Raw genomic sequence first — 19,028 nt, forward strand, 5'->3', positions numbered from 1 at the left:
AAATGTCTAACCTTCGTAGCCTGACGTTTGACGCCATTATTATCGGTGGCGGTGGCGCTGGCCTGCGCGCTGCTTTAGAACTGGCGAAGTCCGGTAAACAAACAGCCGTCCTTTCCAAAGTCTTCCCGACACGCTCTCACACTGTCTCTGCCCAGGGCGGTATTACCTGCGCTATCGCGTCTTCTGATCCCAATGACGATTGGCGCTGGCACATGTACGACACTGTTAAAGGCGGCGACTATATCGCTGACCAGGACGCGTCGGAGTATATGTGCTCTGAAGGCCCGAAAGCTGTATTTGAACTTGAGCACATGGGCCTGCCGTTTTCGCGCTTTGATAACGGCCGCATCTATCAGCGTCCGTTCGGTGGCCAGTCCAAGAATTTCGGTGAAGGCGGCCAGGCGGCGCGTACTTGCGCGGCGGCAGACCGTACCGGTCACGCACTGCTGCACACGCTTTACCAGAACAACCTTAAGAACAATACAACGTTCTTGAATGAGTGGTACGCGGTTGATCTGGTGAAGAATGGCAACGGTGACGTGGTGGGTTGTATCGCCATGTGCATTGAAACTGGCGAAGTTGTTCACGTTAAATCCAAAGCCACTGTATTGGCGACTGGCGGTGCTGGCCGAATTTACGCATCTACCACCAATGCCCTGATCAATACGGGTGACGGTATCGGTATGGCGTTGCGTGCGGGCTTCCCGATGCAGGATATGGAAATGTGGCAGTTCCACCCGACCGGTATTTACGGTGCGGGCACGCTGGTAACCGAAGGGTGCCGCGGGGAAGGTGGCTACCTGATCAATAAAGACGGCGAGCGCTTTATGGAGCGTTACGCGCCCAACGCGAAAGACCTGGCGGGTCGTGACGTTGTTGCGCGTTCCATGGTCATGGAAATTCTGGAAGGCCGCGGTTGTGGCGAGAAGGGCGACCACGTCTTCCTGAAGCTTGATCACTTGGGTGAAGAGGTGCTGAGCAAGCGTCTGCCTGGTATCGTTGAGCTTTCAAAGACTTTTGCTCATGTCGATCCAGCGAAAGACCCGATCCCGGTCGTGCCGACCTGCCACTATATGATGGGCGGTATTCCGACCAACATTCATGGTCAGGCGATTCTGCAGGACGAAAGCGGCAACGACCAGATCATCAACGGTCTGTTCGCCTGTGGTGAAGCAGCGTGCGTATCTGTTCACGGTGCTAACCGTCTGGGCGGAAACTCTTTGCTGGACCTGGTGGTGTTTGGCCGTGCCGCCGGTATGTTTATTGAAGGCGCGCTGAACGAAGGTATTGAGTACCTGGATGCCTCCGAGTCTGATATTGAATCAGCGATGAAGCGTATTACTCGTTGGAACGAGTCGGAAGGCGGTGAGAGCATTCCTGCGCTGAAAGCAGAGCTTCAGGACATCATGCAGAACTCTTTCGGTGTATTCCGTGAAGAGAAAAACATGCTGGAAGGCGTTGAGAAGCTTGCCAACCTGCGCAGCCGTATTGCCAATGCTCACCTGCCTGATAAGTCCAATGCTTTCAACACGGCCCGTGTAGAAGCGCTGGAACTTGATAACCTGATGGAAGTGGCCGAAGCGACGGCAATTGCTGCCCTTGAGCGTAAAGAGAGCCGCGGTGCCCATTCACGTTACGATTACCCAGACCGTGACGACGTCAACTGGCTGAAACACTCGCTCTACTTCCCGCTCACCAAAGAGCTGAAGCAGCGCGACGTCAACTTCAAGCCGAAAACTGTTGATACGTTCGAACCCAAGGTTCGTACCTACTAAACTCCGCATTGACGAGAGGGAGTTATAATGTCCAATCTTCAGGTATCCGTATACCGTTACAATCCGGAAACCGACTCCGCGCCCTATATGCAGGAGTTCCAGGTTGATACCAAAGGGCGCGATGTCATGGTGCTGGATGTTCTTCATATGATGAAAGAACAGGACAGCGGTCTGGCATTCCGTCGTAGCTGCCGCGAAGGCGTTTGCGGCTCTGATGGTATGAACATGAACGGCAAAAACGGCTTGGCGTGTATTACACCGCTGTCAGATGTTGTGAAAAACAACAAGCTGATCCTGCGCCCGCTGCCTGGTCTGCCGGTTATCCGCGATATGGTTGTGGATATGGGGATTTTCTATAAGCAGTACGAGCGTATTCAGCCGTACCTGCAAAATGAAACGCCAGCGCCCGCCATTGAGCGCCTGCAGTCGCCCGAAGACCGTGAAAAGTTGGATGGCCTGTACGAGTGTATCTTGTGTGCTTGCTGCTCTACGTCTTGCCCGTCGTTCTGGTGGAACCCGGACAAGTTCGTAGGACCTGCTGGCTTGCTGCAGTCTTACCGTTTCCTGGCGGATTCGCGCGATACCGCAACCCGCGAGCGTTTGACCAGCCTGGAAGATCCGTTCTCGGTGTTCCGCTGCCGCGGCATCATGAACTGCGTAGCGGTTTGCCCGAAAGGCTTAAATCCGACGCGGGCCATCGGTAAAATTCGCGAAATGCTGCTCGCAGATGCAACATAAACGTCTTGTGAGTCAATAAAAAGCGATTGCCACGCAACAAGTCTCGTTTTACTACTTAAATCGTGGCGCTTCGCTTGTTATCATAGGGCTTGTCATAAGGTGCGGCGCGTCGCCGCACTTTATGAGCAGTCAAGTTTAAAAGCCGGTGCTGCGAGTACCGGCTTTTGAGCATGAACTGAGTAAGAATAGCAGTTAAGAAATAGTAATTAAGAAATAGCAATTATGTAGGGCTTCCGGCCGTTGGTCGGTGCCGCCGGTACATGTTCCGCCCCGCCGGCAGGGCAATAGCGATGTCGTTGTTTTTTGCAGCGATGCCGATACCACCCCATCAGTGTAGGGTGACCGAGAGATGCAACAAGGCATAATGGAGTTAATGTGGCGTTCCTCTCACGTTAGTGGTGGCAATGTCCACTACGTGGAAGCGCTTTACGAGCAGTACCTCGCCGATCCAGATGCTGTTTCTGACGAATGGCGTAGCTATTTTGACCAGCTACCGAGTTCCGAGGGCAGTGCCTCCCACGATGTTCCACTAAGCCCGACTCGTGATCAATTCTACCAGCTAGGTCGTGAAAGCCGCCCGGGCCGGGTAGTTGCCGCTGCCGATAGCGGTGAGAACAAAAAGCAGGTGAAAGTCCTGCAGTTGATCAATGCGTATCGCTTCCGTGGTCATCAAAAGGCTGATATCGATCCGCTTGGGCTGCGTAATCCTACCCCCGTCCCTGACCTCGATTTATCATTCCATCAGCTGACGAAGGCTGATCTTGATACCGAGTTCCAGACCGGTTCGTTTTTCCTGGGTATTGATAAGGCACCACTGCGTGAGATCGTGGACGCGCTGGAGAAGACGTACTGTCGCTCCATCGGCTGTGAGTTCATGCATATCGTGGACACAGAAGAGAAACGCTGGCTACAACGGCGCTTCGAATCAGTGCGCAGTGCTCCCAAGTTTAGTGACGATGTTCGCAAGCATGTGCTCGAGCGTCTGACGGCTGCTGAAGGTTTGGAAACTTACTTGGCATCCAAATATCCAGGTACCAAACGCTTTGGTCTTGAAGGTGGTGAAGTCTTTGTACCCATGATGGACGAGCTTATCCAGCGTGCTGGCGGTTATGGTACGAAGGAAGTCGTTATCGGTATGGCGCACCGTGGTCGCCTCAACCTGTTGGTCAATATTCTGGGCAAAAACCCGGCTGACTTGATTGATGAGTTTGATGGTAAGAAGGTGATTGAGCGTGGTTCTGGCGATGTGAAGTATCACCAGGGCTTTAGCTCCAACGTCATGTCACCGGGCGGCGAAGTCCACCTGGCCATGTCGTTCAACCCCTCGCACCTGGAAATTGTCGCACCGGTTGTTGAAGGTTCCGTACGCGCGCGCCAAGACCGCCGCAAGGATCCTGCTGGCGACAAGGTGTTACCCATCAATATTCATGGTGATGCTGCCTTCGCGGGTCAGGGCGTGGTCATGGAGACATTCCAGATGTCTCAGACCCGGGCCTATAAGACCGGCGGCACGATTCACATCGTCATCAATAACCAGGTGGGCTTTACGACGTCCAACCCCATGGATGCTCGTTCGACCGAGTACTGTACTGACATTGCCAAGATGGTCCAGGCGCCCATCTTCCATGTGAATGGTGATGATCCTGACGCCGTTATCCATGCGACCCAAGTGGCGCTGGATTACCGTCAACAGTTCAAAAAAGACGTCGTTATTGATCTGGTCTGCTACCGTCGCCGTGGGCATAACGAAGCCGATGAGCCGTCCGGTACGCAGCCTTTGATGTACGCCAAAATCAAGGATCATGCGTCGACGCGTACGGTTTACGTTAAGCGCTTGGTTGACCAGGGCGTTTTATCTGAAGATGACGCCAAAGCGATGATGGAAACGTATCGCGATGACCTGGTCGCGGGTAACCACGTTGCCAATGCACTGGTTCAGGAACCCAATCAATCCCTGTTTGTGGATTGGGCGCCGTACCTGGGGCATGAGTGGACGGGCGATGCGGACACGTCTTTTGACATGAAGCGTCTTCAGCAGCTGGCTGCGAAAATGTGCGAGATTCCGGATGGGGTCGAAGTGCAGCGCCAGGTAGCCAAGATTTACGAAGACCGCCGCAAGATGCAGGCCGGTGGCATGGCCATGAACTGGGGCTTTGCTGAAACGCTGGCCTACGCCACGTTACTTGACCAAGGGCACCCGATCCGGATTACCGGTCAGGATGTGGGTCGCGGTACGTTCTCGCACCGTCACGCTGTGGTTCATAACCAGAAAAATGGCTCTACCTACGTGCCGCTGCAAAACATGGCCGATGGTCAGCCGGTTTTCACCATTCACGACTCCTTCCTGTCGGAAGAAGCTGTGTTGGCGTTTGAGTACGGTTACTCCACCACTGCGCCGAATGACCTGGTTATCTGGGAAGCCCAGTTTGGTGACTTCTTCAACGGTGCACAGGTGGTCGTTGATCAGTTCATCTCTTCTGGTGAGAGCAAGTGGGGCCGTTTATGTGGCCTAACGATGCTGCTACCCCATGGCTATGAAGGCCAGGGCCCAGAGCACTCGTCTGCGCGACTGGAACGTTTCCTGCAAATGTGTGCTGAGCACAACATGCAGGTCTGTGTGCCGACGACACCTGCGCAGATTTATCACTTGCTGCGTCGTCAGGTGATTCGTCCGCTGCGCAAGCCGCTGATTGTTATGTCGCCCAAGTCGTTGCTGCGTCACAAGGAAGCGGTATCGAGCCTTGAAGATCTTGCTCACGGCAAATTCCAAATGGTATTGCCGGATCAAGCGGATCTGGCCGCTGAAAACGTAACGCGTACGATTCTGTGTTCAGGCAAGGTCTACTATGACTTGGCCGCCTGGCGTGCAGAAAACGAGCGTAACGATACGGCGATCATTCGTCTTGAGCAGCTGTATCCCTTCCCGAAAGAAGAACTTCTGGAAGTGCTCCAGGCGTATGGCAATGTGGAAGATATTGTCTGGTGTCAGGAAGAGCCGTTGAACCAGGGCGCTTGGTACTCCAGTCAGCACCACATGCGTACAGTGGCCGATATGCTTAAAGATGGCCTCGGACGCGAGTTGAAATTTGCAGGACGTCCTGCCTCTGCCGCGCCGGCAGCGGGCTATATGTCCGTCCATACTGAACAGCAGCGCCAGCTGGTGGAAGACGCTTTCAATCTGTAAAGCGCCCACCGGGTTTAGAGAACACCATAAGGGAAACGACATGGCTACCGAGATCAAAGCGCCAACCTTTCCGGAATCCGTTGCCGAAGGTACTGTGGCTACGTGGCATAAAAAGCCGGGTGACAGCGTCGAGCGTGACGAACTGATTGTTGAAATCGAAACCGACAAAGTGGTGCTGGAAGTGGTGGCACCTGAAGCGGGCACCCTGACTGACGTAATGGCCGAAGAGGGCGAAAGCGTCGCGTCTGAGCAGGTGCTTGGCAAAATCGGTGAAGGCAGCGCCTCAGGCGACAGCGGTAAAAAAGAAGAGCCATCTTCTGATGAGCCGAAAGCCGAGAAAGCTGACCAGCAAGACGAAAAGAAAGAAGAGAAAACAGAAGAGAAGAAAGCCAGCGGCGGCAAGCAGCATGATGTAAAAGCGCCGAGCTTCCCTGAGTCTATCCAGGAAGGCACCGTGGCGACTTGGCACAAAAAGGTCGGTGAAGCGGTTAAGCGCGATGAAGTACTGGCTGATATCGAAACCGATAAAGTCGTACTGGAAGTGGTTGCGCCTGCTGACGGTGCGCTGGCAGAAATTAAAGCCGAAGAGGGCAGCCAGGTAGAGTCCGAAGCAATTCTTGCGGTCTTCACCGAAGGTGGCGGTAGCGACGTAGCAACAGCGGCTGATAAAGAGCCAGCCGCCTCTGCTGACGATGGCGCCAGCGATGAGAAAATGGGCGACAAGATCGTCGCACCGGCGGCGCGCAAGCTGGTTGCCGAGCACGACCTTGACGTTGCCAAAATTGAAGGTACGGGCAAAGGCGGTCGTGTTCTAAAAGAAGACGTGCAAAAAGCCGTTAAAGATGGCTCCGCCAAGAAAGGTGCTGCCAAGTCTTCTGCGCCGAGCAACGCCGCAGCAGCCCCAGCGGCTGTTGAAGGCGAGCGTGTTGAAAAACGCGTGCCGATGACCCGCCTGCGTCAAACCATTGCCAAGCGTCTGGTACAAGCTCAGCAAACCGCTGCCATGCTGACCACGTATAACGAAGTGGACATGACTGAGATCATGGCCCTGCGTGCGCAGTACAAAGACACCTTCCTCAAAGCTCACGATATCAAGCTGGGCTTTATGGGCTTCTTTGTAAAAGCGGCAACTGAAGCTCTCAAACGCTTCCCGGATGTTAATGCCTCTATCGACGGCACCGACATCGTGTATCACGGTTACCAGGATATCGGTGTTGCGGTATCCACTGACCGTGGTCTGGTGGTTCCCGTACTGCGTGACACCGACAGCATGAAAATTGCTGATGTCGAAAGAACAATTGTTGATTTCGGTAAGCGTGGTCGTGACGGCAAGCTGGGCATGGACGACATGATCGGCGGCACCTTCACCATCACCAACGGTGGTACGTTCGGTTCTCTGATGTCGACGCCGATTATCAACCCGCCGCAAACGGCTATTCTGGGGATGCACAAAATCCAGGATCGTCCGATGGCTATTAATGGCAAGGTTGAAGTCCGCCCCATGATGTACCTGGCACTGTCATATGATCACCGTATGATTGATGGCAAAGACGCCGTACGTTTCCTGGTTACGCTTAAAGAATTGCTGGAAGATCCGGCACGTCTGCTGCTGGACGTCTAAGGTACGTAGACCACGTATCCTTGCGTATTGATATTTCGATACGCGCCACCCTTCTTATGCAGTCGCACACCGCTCTTCTCTCGGCATTGTAAAGACGGGAGAAGAGCACCGAGCTAAAGGAGCCAACATGGCTGACAAGTTTGATGTGATCGTTATCGGCGCCGGCCCTGGCGGTTACGTAGCTGCTATCCGCGCAGCACAAATGGGCCTGAAAACAGCCTGTGTTGAAAAATGGGTTAACAAGGAAGGCAAGACTGTTCACGGCGGCACCTGCCTGAACGTCGGTTGTATTCCTTCCAAAGCGCTGCTGGAAACCTCACATAAGTTTGTTGAAGCACGTGATCACTTTGCTGAAGTTGGCATCGAGATTGACGCGCCGAAGGCTAACATCGCCAAAATGCTCGAGTTCAAAAACTCGGTCATTAACAAAAACGTTGGCGGCATCAGCGCACTGTTCAAGGCCAACGGTGTTACTTCGCTGGAAGGTAAAGGTAAAGTTACTTCGTCTACCGAAGTTGAAGTAACCGACCACGATGGCAATGCCACGACCTACACGGCTGACAACATCGTTATCGCCGCAGGCTCCGTGCCGGTTGAAATTCCGCCGACGCCGCTGACCGACGACCTGATTGTGACGTCTACAGGCGCACTTGAGTTTACCGAAGTACCCAAGCGTTTGGGTGTTATCGGTGCCGGTGTTATCGGCCTGGAGCTGGGCAGCGTTTGGAAGCGTTTAGGTTCTGACGTGACCGTTCTTGAAGCCATGGACAGCTTTTTGCCGATGGTTGACGGCGCGATTGCCAAAGAGACCCAGAAGCTGCTCAAGAAACAGGGTCTGGACATCAAACTGGGCGCACGCGTGACCGGTTCTGAGGTCAAGGACAACGAAGTCGTCGTTAAGTACACCGACGGTGACGGCGAACAGGAAATGACCTTCGACAAACTGATTGTTTGTGTGGGTCGTCGTCCTTATACGCAAGGCGTGATTGCCGACGGCGTAGGCGTTGAGCTTGACGAGCGTGGCTTTATCTTCGTTGATGACCAGTGCCGTACCAATGTCCCGAGCGTTTATGCAATCGGTGACTGTGTACGTGGTCCAATGCTTGCTCATAAAGCGTCTGAAGAAGGCGTTATGGTCGCTGACATTATCGCTGGCCATAAAGCTGAAATGAATTACGACGCCATCCCCAGCGTTATCTACACCTCGCCTGAAGTCGCGTGGGTAGGTATAACCGAGCAAGATGCCAAAGCGAAAGGCATTGAAGTCAAAACCGGCTCTTTCCCGTTCTCTGCCAACGGTCGTGCGCTTGCCAACAATGCGCCTGAAGGTATGGCCAAGATTATTGCCGATGCCGAAACAGACCGCATTCTGGGTATGCACATCGTCAGTCAGCACGCAGGTGAGCTGATTGCCCAAGGCGTTATCGCGATGGAATTTGGTTCCAGCGCTGAAGATCTAGCGTTGACCTGCTATGCCCACCCGAGCACTTCTGAAGCTATTCATGAAGCGGCTCTCGCGGTGGAAGGCCATGCAATCCACATGGCTAATCGTAAAAAGCGCAAATAAGTTCAGCGGTAACTACCAGGCGCCACCATTAGGTGGCGCATCACTTTCGGGCATGTTGTAAAATAGCGCGCGAAAGTACGGGGACAGCCCGTTTTTAAAACGGGTTGTCGTTCGAGTCACATGCAACCAATGGCATGAATCGATGAACCTTCACGAGTATCAAGGCAAACAGCTGTTTGCTGATTATGGTCTACCAGTGTCTAAAGGCTTTGCCGTGGACACTCCCGAAGAAGCAGTAGAAGCCTGCAAAAAGATCGGCGGCGACATGTGGGTAGTTAAAGCCCAGGTGCACGCAGGTGGCCGTGGTAAAGCGGGTGGCGTTAAGCTGATCAAAGATCCGGCTGAAGCGAAGGCGTTTGCCGAGCAGTGGTTGGGCAAAAACCTGGTAACCTTTCAGACTGACGAACAAGGTCAGCCGGTTGCCAAGATTCTGGTAGAGACCTGCACTGATATCGCCGATGAGCTTTACCTCGGTGCCGTTGTCGATCGTACTACCCGTCGCGTGGTCTTCATGGCCTCGACCGAAGGTGGTGTTGAAATCGAAACGGTTGCTGAAGAGACGCCGGAAAAGATTCTTAAAGCCGAAATTGATCCGCTGGTTGGCGCACAGCCGTACCAGGCGCGTGAGTTGGCCTTTGCTCTGGGCCTGAAAGGCGACCAGGTCAAACAGTTCACCAAGATCTTCCTGGGCCTATCCAAGTTGTTCCACGACAAGGATCTGGCGCTTTTAGAGATCAACCCGTTGGTTATCACTGACGAAGGCAACCTGCACTGCCTCGACGCCAAACTGGGCCTCGACAGCAACGCGTTGTACCGTCACCCGGACCTGCAGGCCATGCGCGATCCTTCCCAGGAAGATCAGCGTGAAGCCGATGCAGCGAAGTGGGAACTGAACTACGTCGCACTCGACGGTAACATTGGTTGCATGGTAAACGGCGCAGGCCTGGCCATGGGCACCATGGACATCGTTAACCTGAGTGGCGGCAAGCCGGCTAACTTCCTGGACGTTGGCGGCGGCGCGACCAAAGAGCGCGTAGCAGAAGCGTTCAAGATCATCCTGTCTGACGACAACGTGAAAGCCGTTCTGGTTAACATCTTCGGCGGTATCGTACGTTGCGACATGATTGCTGAAGGCATTATCGGTGCCGTTGAGCAAGTGGGTGTCAACGTGCCGGTCGTGGTTCGCCTGGAAGGTAACAATGCCGAGTTGGGTGCTGAGAAACTGGCGTCCAGCGGTCTGAACATCATCGCTGCTACCAGTCTGACCGATGCGGCTCAGCAGGTTGTTAAAGCGGCGGAGGGCAAGTAATGAGTATCCTGATCGATAAGAACACCAAGGTCATCTGCCAGGGTTTCACCGGTGGCCAGGGCACGTTCCACTCCGAGCAGGCGATTGCCTATGGCACGCAAATGGTCGGTGGTGTTACGCCGGGCAAAGGCGGCCAGGAGCATTTGGGCCTGCCAGTTTTCAACACTGTTAAAGAAGCGGTAGAGAAAACAGGCGCGGAAGCCAGCGTTATCTACGTACCGGCTCCGTTCTGCAAAGACTCAATCCTTGAAGCCGCTAACGCTGGCATCAAGCTGATCGTTTGCATCACCGAAGGCATCGCTACGCTTGATATGCTCGACGCAAAAGTAAAATGCGACGAGCTGGGCGTGCGTTTGATTGGCCCGAACTGCCCGGGTGTTATTACGCCAGGTGAGTGCAAAATCGGTATCATGCCGGGTCACATCCACCAGCCGGGCCGTGTGGGTATCGTTTCCCGCTCTGGTACGCTGACTTACGAAGCCGTTAAGCAGACCACTGACCACGGTTTCGGTCAGTCTACCTGTGTCGGTATCGGTGGCGACCCGATTCCGGGTTCCAACTTCATCGACATTTTGGAAATGTTCGAGAAGGATCCGAAAACCGAAGCGATCGTCATGATCGGCGAAATCGGTGGTACGGCTGAAGAAGAAGCAGCCGCCTACATCAAGGATCACGTTTCCAAGCCAGTGGTTTCTTACATTGCCGGTGTTACTGCACCTCCTGGCAAGCGTATGGGCCACGCTGGCGCCATCATTTCTGGTGGTAAAGGCACGGCTGACGAGAAGTTTGCTGCTCTGGAAGACGCCGGTGTTAAAACCGTTCGTTCTTTGGCAGAAATCGGCGACGCACTGAAAGAAGTGACGGGCTGGTAAGCTGGCAAGCGGATCAAAAAGGGGTGCCGTTTGGCACCCCTTTTTTGTATCTTCAAGTTGGCTGCACCGCCGTCACTTTACTCCTCGGCCTCACGCTTGCGCCCTTCAAGAATTTTTCTGAGTAGCGGGCGTCCTGCCATCAGCATAAATACCGGTGCCCCGGCGATCAGATAAAAATAGTAGGTGATGGCACGCCAGATCAAGATGGCGGCTGCCGCACTGCTTTGACCCACTATAGGGGCCAGCAGGGCCGACGAGGAGAGCTCTGCACCCCCAGCACCGCCGGGCAGCAGGGTCAGCTGGCCAGCCGCCATGGAGAGCATCTGCACCAGGAAGGTCCATGCCCAGTCCAGATGTTGTCCAAGGCCGTACAGCGTAACGTAGAGAATGCTGTAGCGCACGATCCAGTGCACGATCCCGAATCCGAAGGCCAAGGCCAGCGCGGAGCGTGGCAACTGAAGGGTTTCGGTAAAGGCCTGCTTGAAGAGCAGGATACGGCGCACCATGGCATGCTGAAGCCGTGCACTGACACGCATTCGAGACAGTAGGCGGCCGGTCACAATTAGTACGCGACGATGATAGCGGCCTATGAGAACGACGCCGAGCAGCGCCAGGCACAAGAGTGCCATGGGCACCACCAACATCCATCCTAGGCGGGCATCAATGGAGCGCGTGATGACATAAATCATCATCGCGATCATCGAACAGAGAAAAAACAGCAGGTCAATGATCTGGTCTACAGCAAAAATGGCAGTGGTCTGCGCGGGTCGTACGCCACGTCGCGTGAGAAGGGCGATCAGTGTCAATGGCCCACCGCTTCCCCCTGGCGTGGCGCAAATGGCGAATTCAGTAGCCATTACCGTACCGGTTGCACGCATCAGGCCCATGTTGCCGGCGCGTCCCGCCAGTAGAACACGCAGCTTGGCACCGTTAAGCAGCCAGCAGACCAATATCATGCACAGCATCAGCGCAAACAGACTTGGTGGAAACCCGGCAAGTAGATGGATAAGGTCAGTGCCACCCAATAATAGGGGGATGGCCATAACAGCGATGAGACCTGCGGTCAGCAGCCAGAGTGTTCTTTGCATGCGTTTAATTATTCAGGGGTGGGTTTGGCGCTGGGCGAGCGTTTTCAAGGCGGGTACCCATACGTGATGACAAGGTGCCAGTATCGTGCTGACTGCAATGGCGCTGTAACCAACTGATCTTGGTGGTGGGCCGATAGCCTTCTTCTAACAGGCGCCGAATCGTCGTCAGCCAGTAGCGCCTTGAAATAGCATGGCGCATATCCACGGGGTGTAACCCCAGGCGAATCAGTGGCGCTTGACGATGACGACGCCTGGCCCGCTCATTAACGACCCAGGACATACCGCGCCGCCAGCGGCTGCGTGCGCTCCACACTAGCGAGGGCGCCTTAATCGGTGTGTAGTCTGGCAGAAAGTACAGCTGGCCGGGGTCGCTGGTATAGGTAAACCCTTGGGTTTTCAGTGCCTGCCGTGCGCCTTCGCCTAAAAGCCAGGCAGGCGCAACGAATCCCTCCAGTGGCCAGTCTTGAGCACGAAAAAGTTCGACGCCACGCTGTAAACGTTCAAGCGCATCAGCGTAGCTGAGCGGGTAAAACTCACCTTCATAGGTATAAAGCCGTCGCATGAAGTAATCGCGCGGCGTGCGGGGGGCGGGCGCATCATCGCAGTGATAGAAACCATGTAACGCCAGTTCGTCTCCGCGCTCCCTGCGCTGATGCAGAAGCTGCAGCATGTCGGTGTCTTTAAAGGTGTTACTGCGATGATGAAAGTCAGGCACGACAAGCCAAGTCATGGGGATTTTTCCCATGCTATCGACCTCCTCGACAAAGGCGCGATAGTCCGGCCAGGTGATGGGGGCAATGTCATGGAGTACCAGTGCAAATTCCCTGTTAGCCATGCTGTGCGCTCACCGTTGCCGTATGACTAATGCCGAGAAGTTCGCGATAGTGCTGCATAACCCCCTGCACGACGATATCCCAGTCATGATGGCGTTCTACATGCGCGCGCGCGCGACGGCCCATGGCTTTTGCATCGTTTTCGAAAAGCGCCTGAATGCTGCGAGCCATATCTTCACTGTCCAGTGGTCGACATAGCATTCCGCACTCTTCGGGAACGTTTTCGGTCAGCGCACCGGCGCGGGCTGCCACTACCGGAATGCCACAAGCCATGGCTTCCAGCACAATCAGCCCGAAGGTTTCCTGGGTGCCCGCATGCAACAACGCATCGCTACTGGCGAAATAACGTGCAATCTCGGCGGTCGGGAAAAAATGATTGATGACCGTTACGTTGTCGGGAACCTGAGTCGGCATTGAGGAGCCGATCATCAGTAAATGATAGCGCTGTGTGGATGTGCCGCTCTTCAGGCGGCGCATGGTCTCCAGCAGGATCGACAGGTTTTTTTCCTGCGAGCCACGCCCGGCAAAAACCAGCAGGCGTGTGTCATCATCAAGCCCCAGTTCGACCCTGACCTGCTCATCGCGAAGTTCAGGACGAAAGGTGGTGAGATCTACGCCCAGCGGCTGAACGCGAACCTCCTTAATACCCAGCCCTTCGAGTCGCTCTGCCATCACACGGCTCGGAGCGAGGACGCGATCATAGTGATCATAAAGCCGCGAGATGTAGCCATTGATCAACGAACGTGACCAGCCCCCTAGCCGATTGCTGATCATGGTGGGTAGGTCGGAGTGGTAAAAAGCTATCAGCGGGATATCAAGCTCACGGGCGCTTGCGATGGCCGCCCAGCCGACGGTATACGGGTCGCCGGCTTCGATCAGGTCCGGACGCACCTCATTAAGCGCTCGCCGCCAAGGACGCCTTGTCAATGGGAAGCGATAGCCATTGCTGAAAGGCAGTGGGGTTGCGGGCACATCAACACGATGATCTTGGGCTATATACACATGGCGCTCGCCAGGCACCAGCAGGGTATGGCGAGCATCGGCCAGGGCGTTCAAGCGATGACGCTTGGCATCAAGATAGGTACGTACGCCGCCACTGGAGGGCGCATAAAACATGGTCATGTCGGCAATATGCACTACGCCGATACCTCCTCGAACCACTGATAGTTGAGCGGGCGACTTATGATTGCAAACGCAGGGGGCTGCAGGCGCCCCCTGTATAATGTGTCATTTTGATGACCGCTGAAGCAAGCGGCAACAGACTATTGCCTGTCACATTGCCGAGGTCATAAGCCCGCCCATATGGGCGGGCAGACACTTTAGGCGGGGCGTGCCACCAGCGAACGGGTCTCTTCACGCGCTTCTACCAGCGCAACACGCAGGCTATCGCCCAGTTTATAGCGCTCTTCACCCTCGATCTGAATGCGTCCCTCTTTATCATCGATAGCCACTTTGTCGCGGTCGCTATGCATCAAGGGAGCTGGAACAAACGCGGTAGCGCCATTCTCAATCAGGCGTACGCGCATTCCGCCACGGTTAATCGCCATAATGTCAGCTTCAAACGTGTCCTGGTTCTGCGCCGCAGGCGTTAAGAAGCGCACGTAGAGCCAGTCTTTCACATCACGCTCGGCCATCCGGTTTAGGCGGCGGCGCTCGGTGAGCTGCTCGGTTAACGCCTGGCTTGCTTCTGCCGGGGCCTGTTCGCTTTTCAGTACGCGTTTGATCAAACGGTGATTGACCATATCGCCATACTTACGAATCGGCGATGTCCAGGTCGCGTAAGCAGCCAAGCCAAGGCCAAAGTGCGGGCCGGGCTGAGCAGACATGCTCGTAAAGCCCTGGAAACGACGCAGACGGGCATCCAGCCAAGCGTCATCGCGGCTCTCAAGCGCGCGCTTAAGCTCTTTGTAGTGATCCAGTTCCGTTAACGCTTCACGCTCAACGGTAATCTCCTGGCTTGCCAGGAACTCTTGCGCCGCCTCGGCTTTTTCGGGCTCAAAGGCACGATGCACGTTAAAGATACCGTGGCCGATGTGGCTTGCCAGGAAGTCCGCGCAGCAGGCGTTGGCCGCAATCATCGACTCTTCAATCATGCGGTTGGCGATACGCCGGTCTTCGGTATTGATCGCCAGCACATTGCCTGCCGCGTCCAGCTCAAAAACGTAATCGGGGCGATCTTTAAAGACCAGTGCGTGCTCGTTGCGCCAGGCGGTACGTGCTTCGGTGAGTTCCTGCAGCGCAGCAAGCTGCTCGGCGATGTTATCTTCGGGTGCCCAATCGCCTTGACCGTCAATCCAGTCAGAAACGCGGTCATACACGAGCCTGGCGTGCGATTTAACGTTCGCCGCGAAGAAGCGGTAGTCACCCAAGCTGCCGTCGGCATTGATAACCAACGTGCAAGCGAGTGTCGGGCGCTCTTGGCCTTCGCGTAGCGAACACAGGTCATCGGCCAACTGTTCAGGCAGCATGGTCACGTTTTGGCCCGGCAGGTATACGGTGAAGGCGCGGGTACGTGCTTCCAGGTCAGCGGCATGCCCCTCTTCTACATAGGCAGTGGGGTCCGCAATCGCGACGCTTAGCTGCCAGCCGCCTTCCGCGCGTTTGCTGACGTGTAGCGCATCATCCATATCGCGGGTTTTTTCACCGTCGATAGTGAAGAAGGGCTGCTCGGTAAGGTCTTCGCGGGTCAGGCCTTCTTCGTGTAATGGCCATTCGGTGCCCGCATCGGGGCAGTCCTGTTCCAGCGCGTGACGGGCAAGTGTGACGCGCCATGGCACCGCAGGGTCGTCCGACTTGGCGACCAGCTCATCAATCTGGGCAAAAAAGCCGCGGTCATTCTCTTTAAGCGGATGGCGAACCAGGCGGGCAACCACCCAGTCACCATCGGCAATGCTGGCTTCATCCAGGCTGTTTTTGATACGTGACTTGATCACATTACGAATAGAAGGGTGATCAGGGACGACGGCCAAACGATCTTCGCGCTTTTGAACACGCGCCACAAAGCGGTCAAGACCGGCTTCAATCAGCTTTTCAGGCTCAACCGATTTCTTGTCACCGTTTTCGTGAATCACCGCTTCTACGCGGTCACCGTGAATCACCTGCTTCATCGCGGGAGGCGGCACGAAGTAGGATTCACCGTTATCGGTTTCGAGAAAGCCAAAGCCTTTCTCGGTGGCTTTAATCACCCCTTCAGCGCGCGGGGTGGTATCACGAATTTGTTGCTTGAGCTGAGCAAGCATAGAATTATTCTGAAGCATGAGATCAATCAGTTGGCGAGAGTAGCTTGCCACTATACGGATTCCCAGGGGCTGCGCCAATTATCCGCCGTGGAAGTTGATGTTAGTTAGATAGTATCTTAGATAGTATCAAGGTGTTACATAGCTTGAGGAGGATCGGTTAAGCTGATGTTTCATTAATGGAGAGCGCACGTTATGACACCACGGCTGATTGCTTCTGATCTTGATGGCACCCTGTTGGGGCGCGACCATCGCTTGCACGAAGATACCATTGAGGTCTTAAGAACGTTGGTAAACCAGGGGCATCACTTGGTGCTTGCATCAGGACGCCACTACGCCGATATGCGTGTCTTTAGAGATCAGCTCAATGTCCCCATCCATTTAATCAGCAGTAACGGTGCCTATACACACGACCCTAACGATCAATTGCTGGCGGCCTACCATGTCGGGTCCCCTCAGGCTGCCGCGTTGATTAAATTGCCGCGCCCGGACAATGTACGGTTAAGCCTTTACCTGGACGATGCCTGGTACATAGATGCTGAGTCGCCCAGCCATTTGGAAATGCATGCAGCCACGGGCTTTGTCTACCAAGTGGTGCCGCCGGAGAAGATGCCTACCGAGGGGATAGGTAAGGTGCTTTACGGCGGGCGCCCCGATGCGCTGTTAAAGGTCGAAACCGCCATCCGCGAAATTAATGATGGCTCGCTTCACGTGACTTATTCAACCAGCGATTCGTTAGAGATTATGGCGGGAGGCGTCAATAAGGGAGTGGCACTGTCGGCGCTGCTCAAGCGCCTCTCGGTTGCACCTGAAGATTGCCTCGCTTTTGGCGACAACCTCAACGACGTTGAGATGCTAAGCCTGGTGGGCGAGCCGCACTTCATGATTAACTCACACCCAGAAATGGCCGGCAGGCTAAACGCCGCGCGGCAGATAGGCCACCACGGCGATGCCGGTGTGGCCGAGCTGTTACGCGAGCGATTTGCACTCTGAAAGCGACATTAAAAAGAAGATTCGTTAGCGCCCGTTCCATCATTAGTCGAAGGGGACTTGAGATGCCTGGTCCCCTCGACCATCATCATGGCCCCAGAACGACAACAACATAGGGCCAAAGCCGCTGCAATGACGACACCCGCTGCTACCTTGATTGTGGTCGATGACGATCCGGAAATTCGTGAGCTGCTTGCTGATTATCTGGGTCGCCACGGTTATCGTGTTTTCACCGCCGATGGCGCCGAAGCGCTGCATGCTCTGCGCTTGGAGTGTTCTCCCGACTTGCTGATTGTCGATTTAATGTTGCCCGGCGATGACGGGTTTACCATCTGCCGTGATGTGAGAAAGCATAGCGATGTGCCGATTATTATGCTTACGGCCAGTGCTGATGAGACTGATCGAATTCTCGGCCTGGAGTTAGGTGCTGATGACTACCTGAGCAAGCCATTTAACCCCCGCGAGCTGTTAGCGCGCATTAAAGCAGTATTGCGGCGTACGCGCAGTGATGCGGCGCCTATTCCCACAGGGCAAGCGCGTTGGGTGGGGTTCGGTCAGTGGCAGCTGGATCGCATGACGCGAGAGCTGATTGACGAGAAGGGTGAGCGTACCTCGCTCTCAGGGGCCGATTTTCAACTACTTCAAGTGTTTCTGGAACACCCTGCCACGGTGCTCTCGCGGGATGATCTCTATGCGCTGACCCGGGGGAGAGACGCGCCGCCGTTTGATCGCTCCATTGATGTTCACGTTTGTCGGCTTCGCCAGCGGTTGGGCGAAGATGCTCAGCATTCACAACTGATCCGCACGGTGCGAGGGGCGGGCTATGTGTTAACCGCCCAGGTAGATGCATTAACGTGAAAGCGACAGGATGGAGAGGCATTAGACGTAGGCTGGCCCGCTGGCTGCCCGCCTCTCTGCGTGGGCGCTTTGTCATTATCATGATCGCAGGAGTGCTGGTGGCTCAAGGGGCCAGCTACGCGATCTGGACATCCCAGGTGCGCTCCAGCCATTTGGCCCAGCTGGATGAGCTATCTACTAATATGGCGTTTAGCATCGCCTCCACCATGAAGTTTTTCCGCTCACTGCCCGTGGATTATCGTCACATCGTGCTTGATCAGCTGCGTAATATGGGCGGCACGCGTTTTTTTGTGAGCGTTAACGAGCGCCGACTCATGGTCAACGATATTGGCTCAGGGCTGGAAAAAGAAGTCGTCGTGAACAACGTACGTTCGGTGCTCACTCGCGAGCTTAATATTGACGATGTCGTCGTCGAATTTTCGCGTCCGGAAAATCTGCGCGTACTCAATAACGAGGTGCTGCTTTATGACCTGCCGCCCCGTTGGGGGCAGCACAGCCTGATGATGGAGCCGCTATCGCCGCCCATTTTAGTCGTACAGTTAGAGCTTTCACCCGGCACCTGGCTTTACGTTGCCACGCTCCTGGGTGTGCCCGATATTTTTAGCGGCTATCGCTGGCTTTCTGAAGAGCGTTTGCTGGTAGGGCTTTTGGTACTGCTGAGCGTGTTGGCGCTTTCGTTACTGGGCATTACCAGCGTGACCCGGCCGCTGGCACGGCTTTCACGCGCGGCCAGGCAGTTGGGAGATGACCTTGATATTCCCCCCTTAAAGGAGAGCGGCCCCAAAGAGGTGGCGGCCACTGCCATTGCGTTTAATCGAATGCAGCGACGCATACGCGAGCAGATTGAGGAGCGCGAGCGGCTGTTCTCCGCTATTTCTCATGACCTAAAAACACCGATCACCCGTATGCGCCTGCGTGCCGAGATGCTGGATGACACGCTCCAGCGCGAGCGTTTTT

Annotated in this window: 14 protein-coding genes; 10 read left to right on the top strand and 4 right to left on the bottom strand. The window is 55.1% G+C overall.

Features of this window, described 5'->3' with window-relative positions; translation table 11 throughout:
- Nucleotides 1-2: 2 nt before the first annotated feature.
- From sdhA to sucD, 7 genes are all read left to right on the top strand, one after another.
- Nucleotides 3-1,775 carry a succinate dehydrogenase flavoprotein subunit gene (sdhA, locus tag ACT3R4_RS15640; protein WP_172117209.1) on the top strand — a complete coding sequence of 591 codons (1,773 nt, stop codon included), beginning with the start codon at nt 3-5 and terminating at the stop codon, nt 1,773-1,775.
- 27 nt (nt 1,776-1,802) lie between these two features.
- The gene (locus ACT3R4_RS15645; RefSeq protein ID WP_087106268.1) at nt 1,803-2,513 is read left to right on the top strand and encodes a succinate dehydrogenase iron-sulfur subunit; all 711 of its coding nucleotides are present in this window, start codon (nt 1,803-1,805) and stop codon (nt 2,511-2,513) included.
- A gap of 349 nt (nt 2,514-2,862) precedes the next feature.
- Nucleotides 2,863-5,697, top strand: a complete 2,835-nt coding sequence (locus tag ACT3R4_RS15650; RefSeq protein WP_441679625.1) for a 2-oxoglutarate dehydrogenase E1 component — start codon at nt 2,863-2,865, stop codon at nt 5,695-5,697.
- A gap of 40 nt (nt 5,698-5,737) precedes the next feature.
- On the top strand, nt 5,738-7,318 hold the full coding sequence (odhB, locus tag ACT3R4_RS15655) for a 2-oxoglutarate dehydrogenase complex dihydrolipoyllysine-residue succinyltransferase (protein WP_441679623.1): 1,581 nt from the start codon (nt 5,738-5,740) through the stop codon (nt 7,316-7,318).
- A gap of 127 nt (nt 7,319-7,445) precedes the next feature.
- Entirely contained in the window at nt 7,446-8,885 is a 1,440-nt protein-coding gene (gene lpdA, locus ACT3R4_RS15660; RefSeq protein WP_172117206.1) for a dihydrolipoyl dehydrogenase, read from the top strand.
- Nucleotides 8,886-9,027: 142 nt separating this feature from the next.
- The gene (sucC, locus tag ACT3R4_RS15665) at nt 9,028-10,194 is read left to right on the top strand and encodes an ADP-forming succinate--CoA ligase subunit beta (protein WP_193054822.1); all 1,167 of its coding nucleotides are present in this window, start codon (nt 9,028-9,030) and stop codon (nt 10,192-10,194) included.
- Complete coding sequence (gene sucD, locus ACT3R4_RS15670; protein WP_172117205.1) at nt 10,194-11,066, top strand: succinate--CoA ligase subunit alpha; 873 nt, start codon at nt 10,194-10,196, stop codon at nt 11,064-11,066. Before sucC ends, sucD begins: the two co-directional genes overlap by 1 nt.
- A gap of 77 nt (nt 11,067-11,143) precedes the next feature.
- On the opposite strand, the gene ACT3R4_RS15675 is transcribed toward sucD, so the two are convergent.
- The 4 genes from ACT3R4_RS15675 to ACT3R4_RS15690 all read right to left on the bottom strand — a co-directional run bounded on the left by ACT3R4_RS15675 (nt 11,144) and on the right by ACT3R4_RS15690 (nt 16,244).
- On the bottom strand, nt 11,144-12,154 hold the full coding sequence (locus ACT3R4_RS15675; protein WP_441679621.1) for a glucosaminyl phosphatidylglycerol flippase: 1,011 nt from the start codon (nt 12,152-12,154) through the stop codon (nt 11,144-11,146).
- A 4-nt stretch (nt 12,155-12,158) separates the two neighbouring features.
- A complete protein-coding gene (locus tag ACT3R4_RS15680; RefSeq protein ID WP_441679619.1) occupies nt 12,159-12,989 on the bottom strand; it encodes an N-acetylglucosaminyl phosphatidylglycerol deacetylase in 831 nt (276 codons plus the stop codon).
- Complete coding sequence (locus ACT3R4_RS15685) at nt 12,982-14,124, bottom strand: N-acetylglucosaminyl phosphatidylglycerol synthase (RefSeq protein WP_441679617.1); 1,143 nt, start codon at nt 14,122-14,124, stop codon at nt 12,982-12,984. Before ACT3R4_RS15685 ends, ACT3R4_RS15680 begins: the two co-directional genes overlap by 8 nt.
- A gap of 182 nt (nt 14,125-14,306) precedes the next feature.
- The gene (locus ACT3R4_RS15690; protein ID WP_441679653.1) at nt 14,307-16,244 is read right to left on the bottom strand and encodes an exoribonuclease II; all 1,938 of its coding nucleotides are present in this window, start codon (nt 16,242-16,244) and stop codon (nt 14,307-14,309) included.
- A 174-nt stretch (nt 16,245-16,418) separates the two neighbouring features.
- Between ACT3R4_RS15690 and ACT3R4_RS15695 the strand changes: the two genes are divergently transcribed.
- The 3 genes from ACT3R4_RS15695 to ACT3R4_RS15705 form a co-directional block, all read left to right on the top strand.
- Entirely contained in the window at nt 16,419-17,216 is a 798-nt protein-coding gene (locus ACT3R4_RS15695; RefSeq protein ID WP_193056749.1) for an HAD family hydrolase, read from the top strand.
- Between the two features lie 129 nt (nt 17,217-17,345).
- Nucleotides 17,346-18,071, top strand: a complete 726-nt coding sequence (locus tag ACT3R4_RS15700) for a response regulator (RefSeq protein ID WP_193056748.1) — start codon at nt 17,346-17,348, stop codon at nt 18,069-18,071.
- Nucleotides 18,072-18,151: 80 nt separating this feature from the next.
- The coding region (locus tag ACT3R4_RS15705) for a HAMP domain-containing protein (RefSeq protein WP_496201232.1) at nt 18,152-19,028 on the top strand (877 nt) is incomplete at its 3' end.

The organism is Halomonas sp. AOP7-E1-9, from assembly GCF_052376035.1.
In the GTDB taxonomy this organism is placed as follows: Bacteria; Pseudomonadota; Gammaproteobacteria; order Pseudomonadales; family Halomonadaceae; genus Vreelandella; species Vreelandella citrativorans.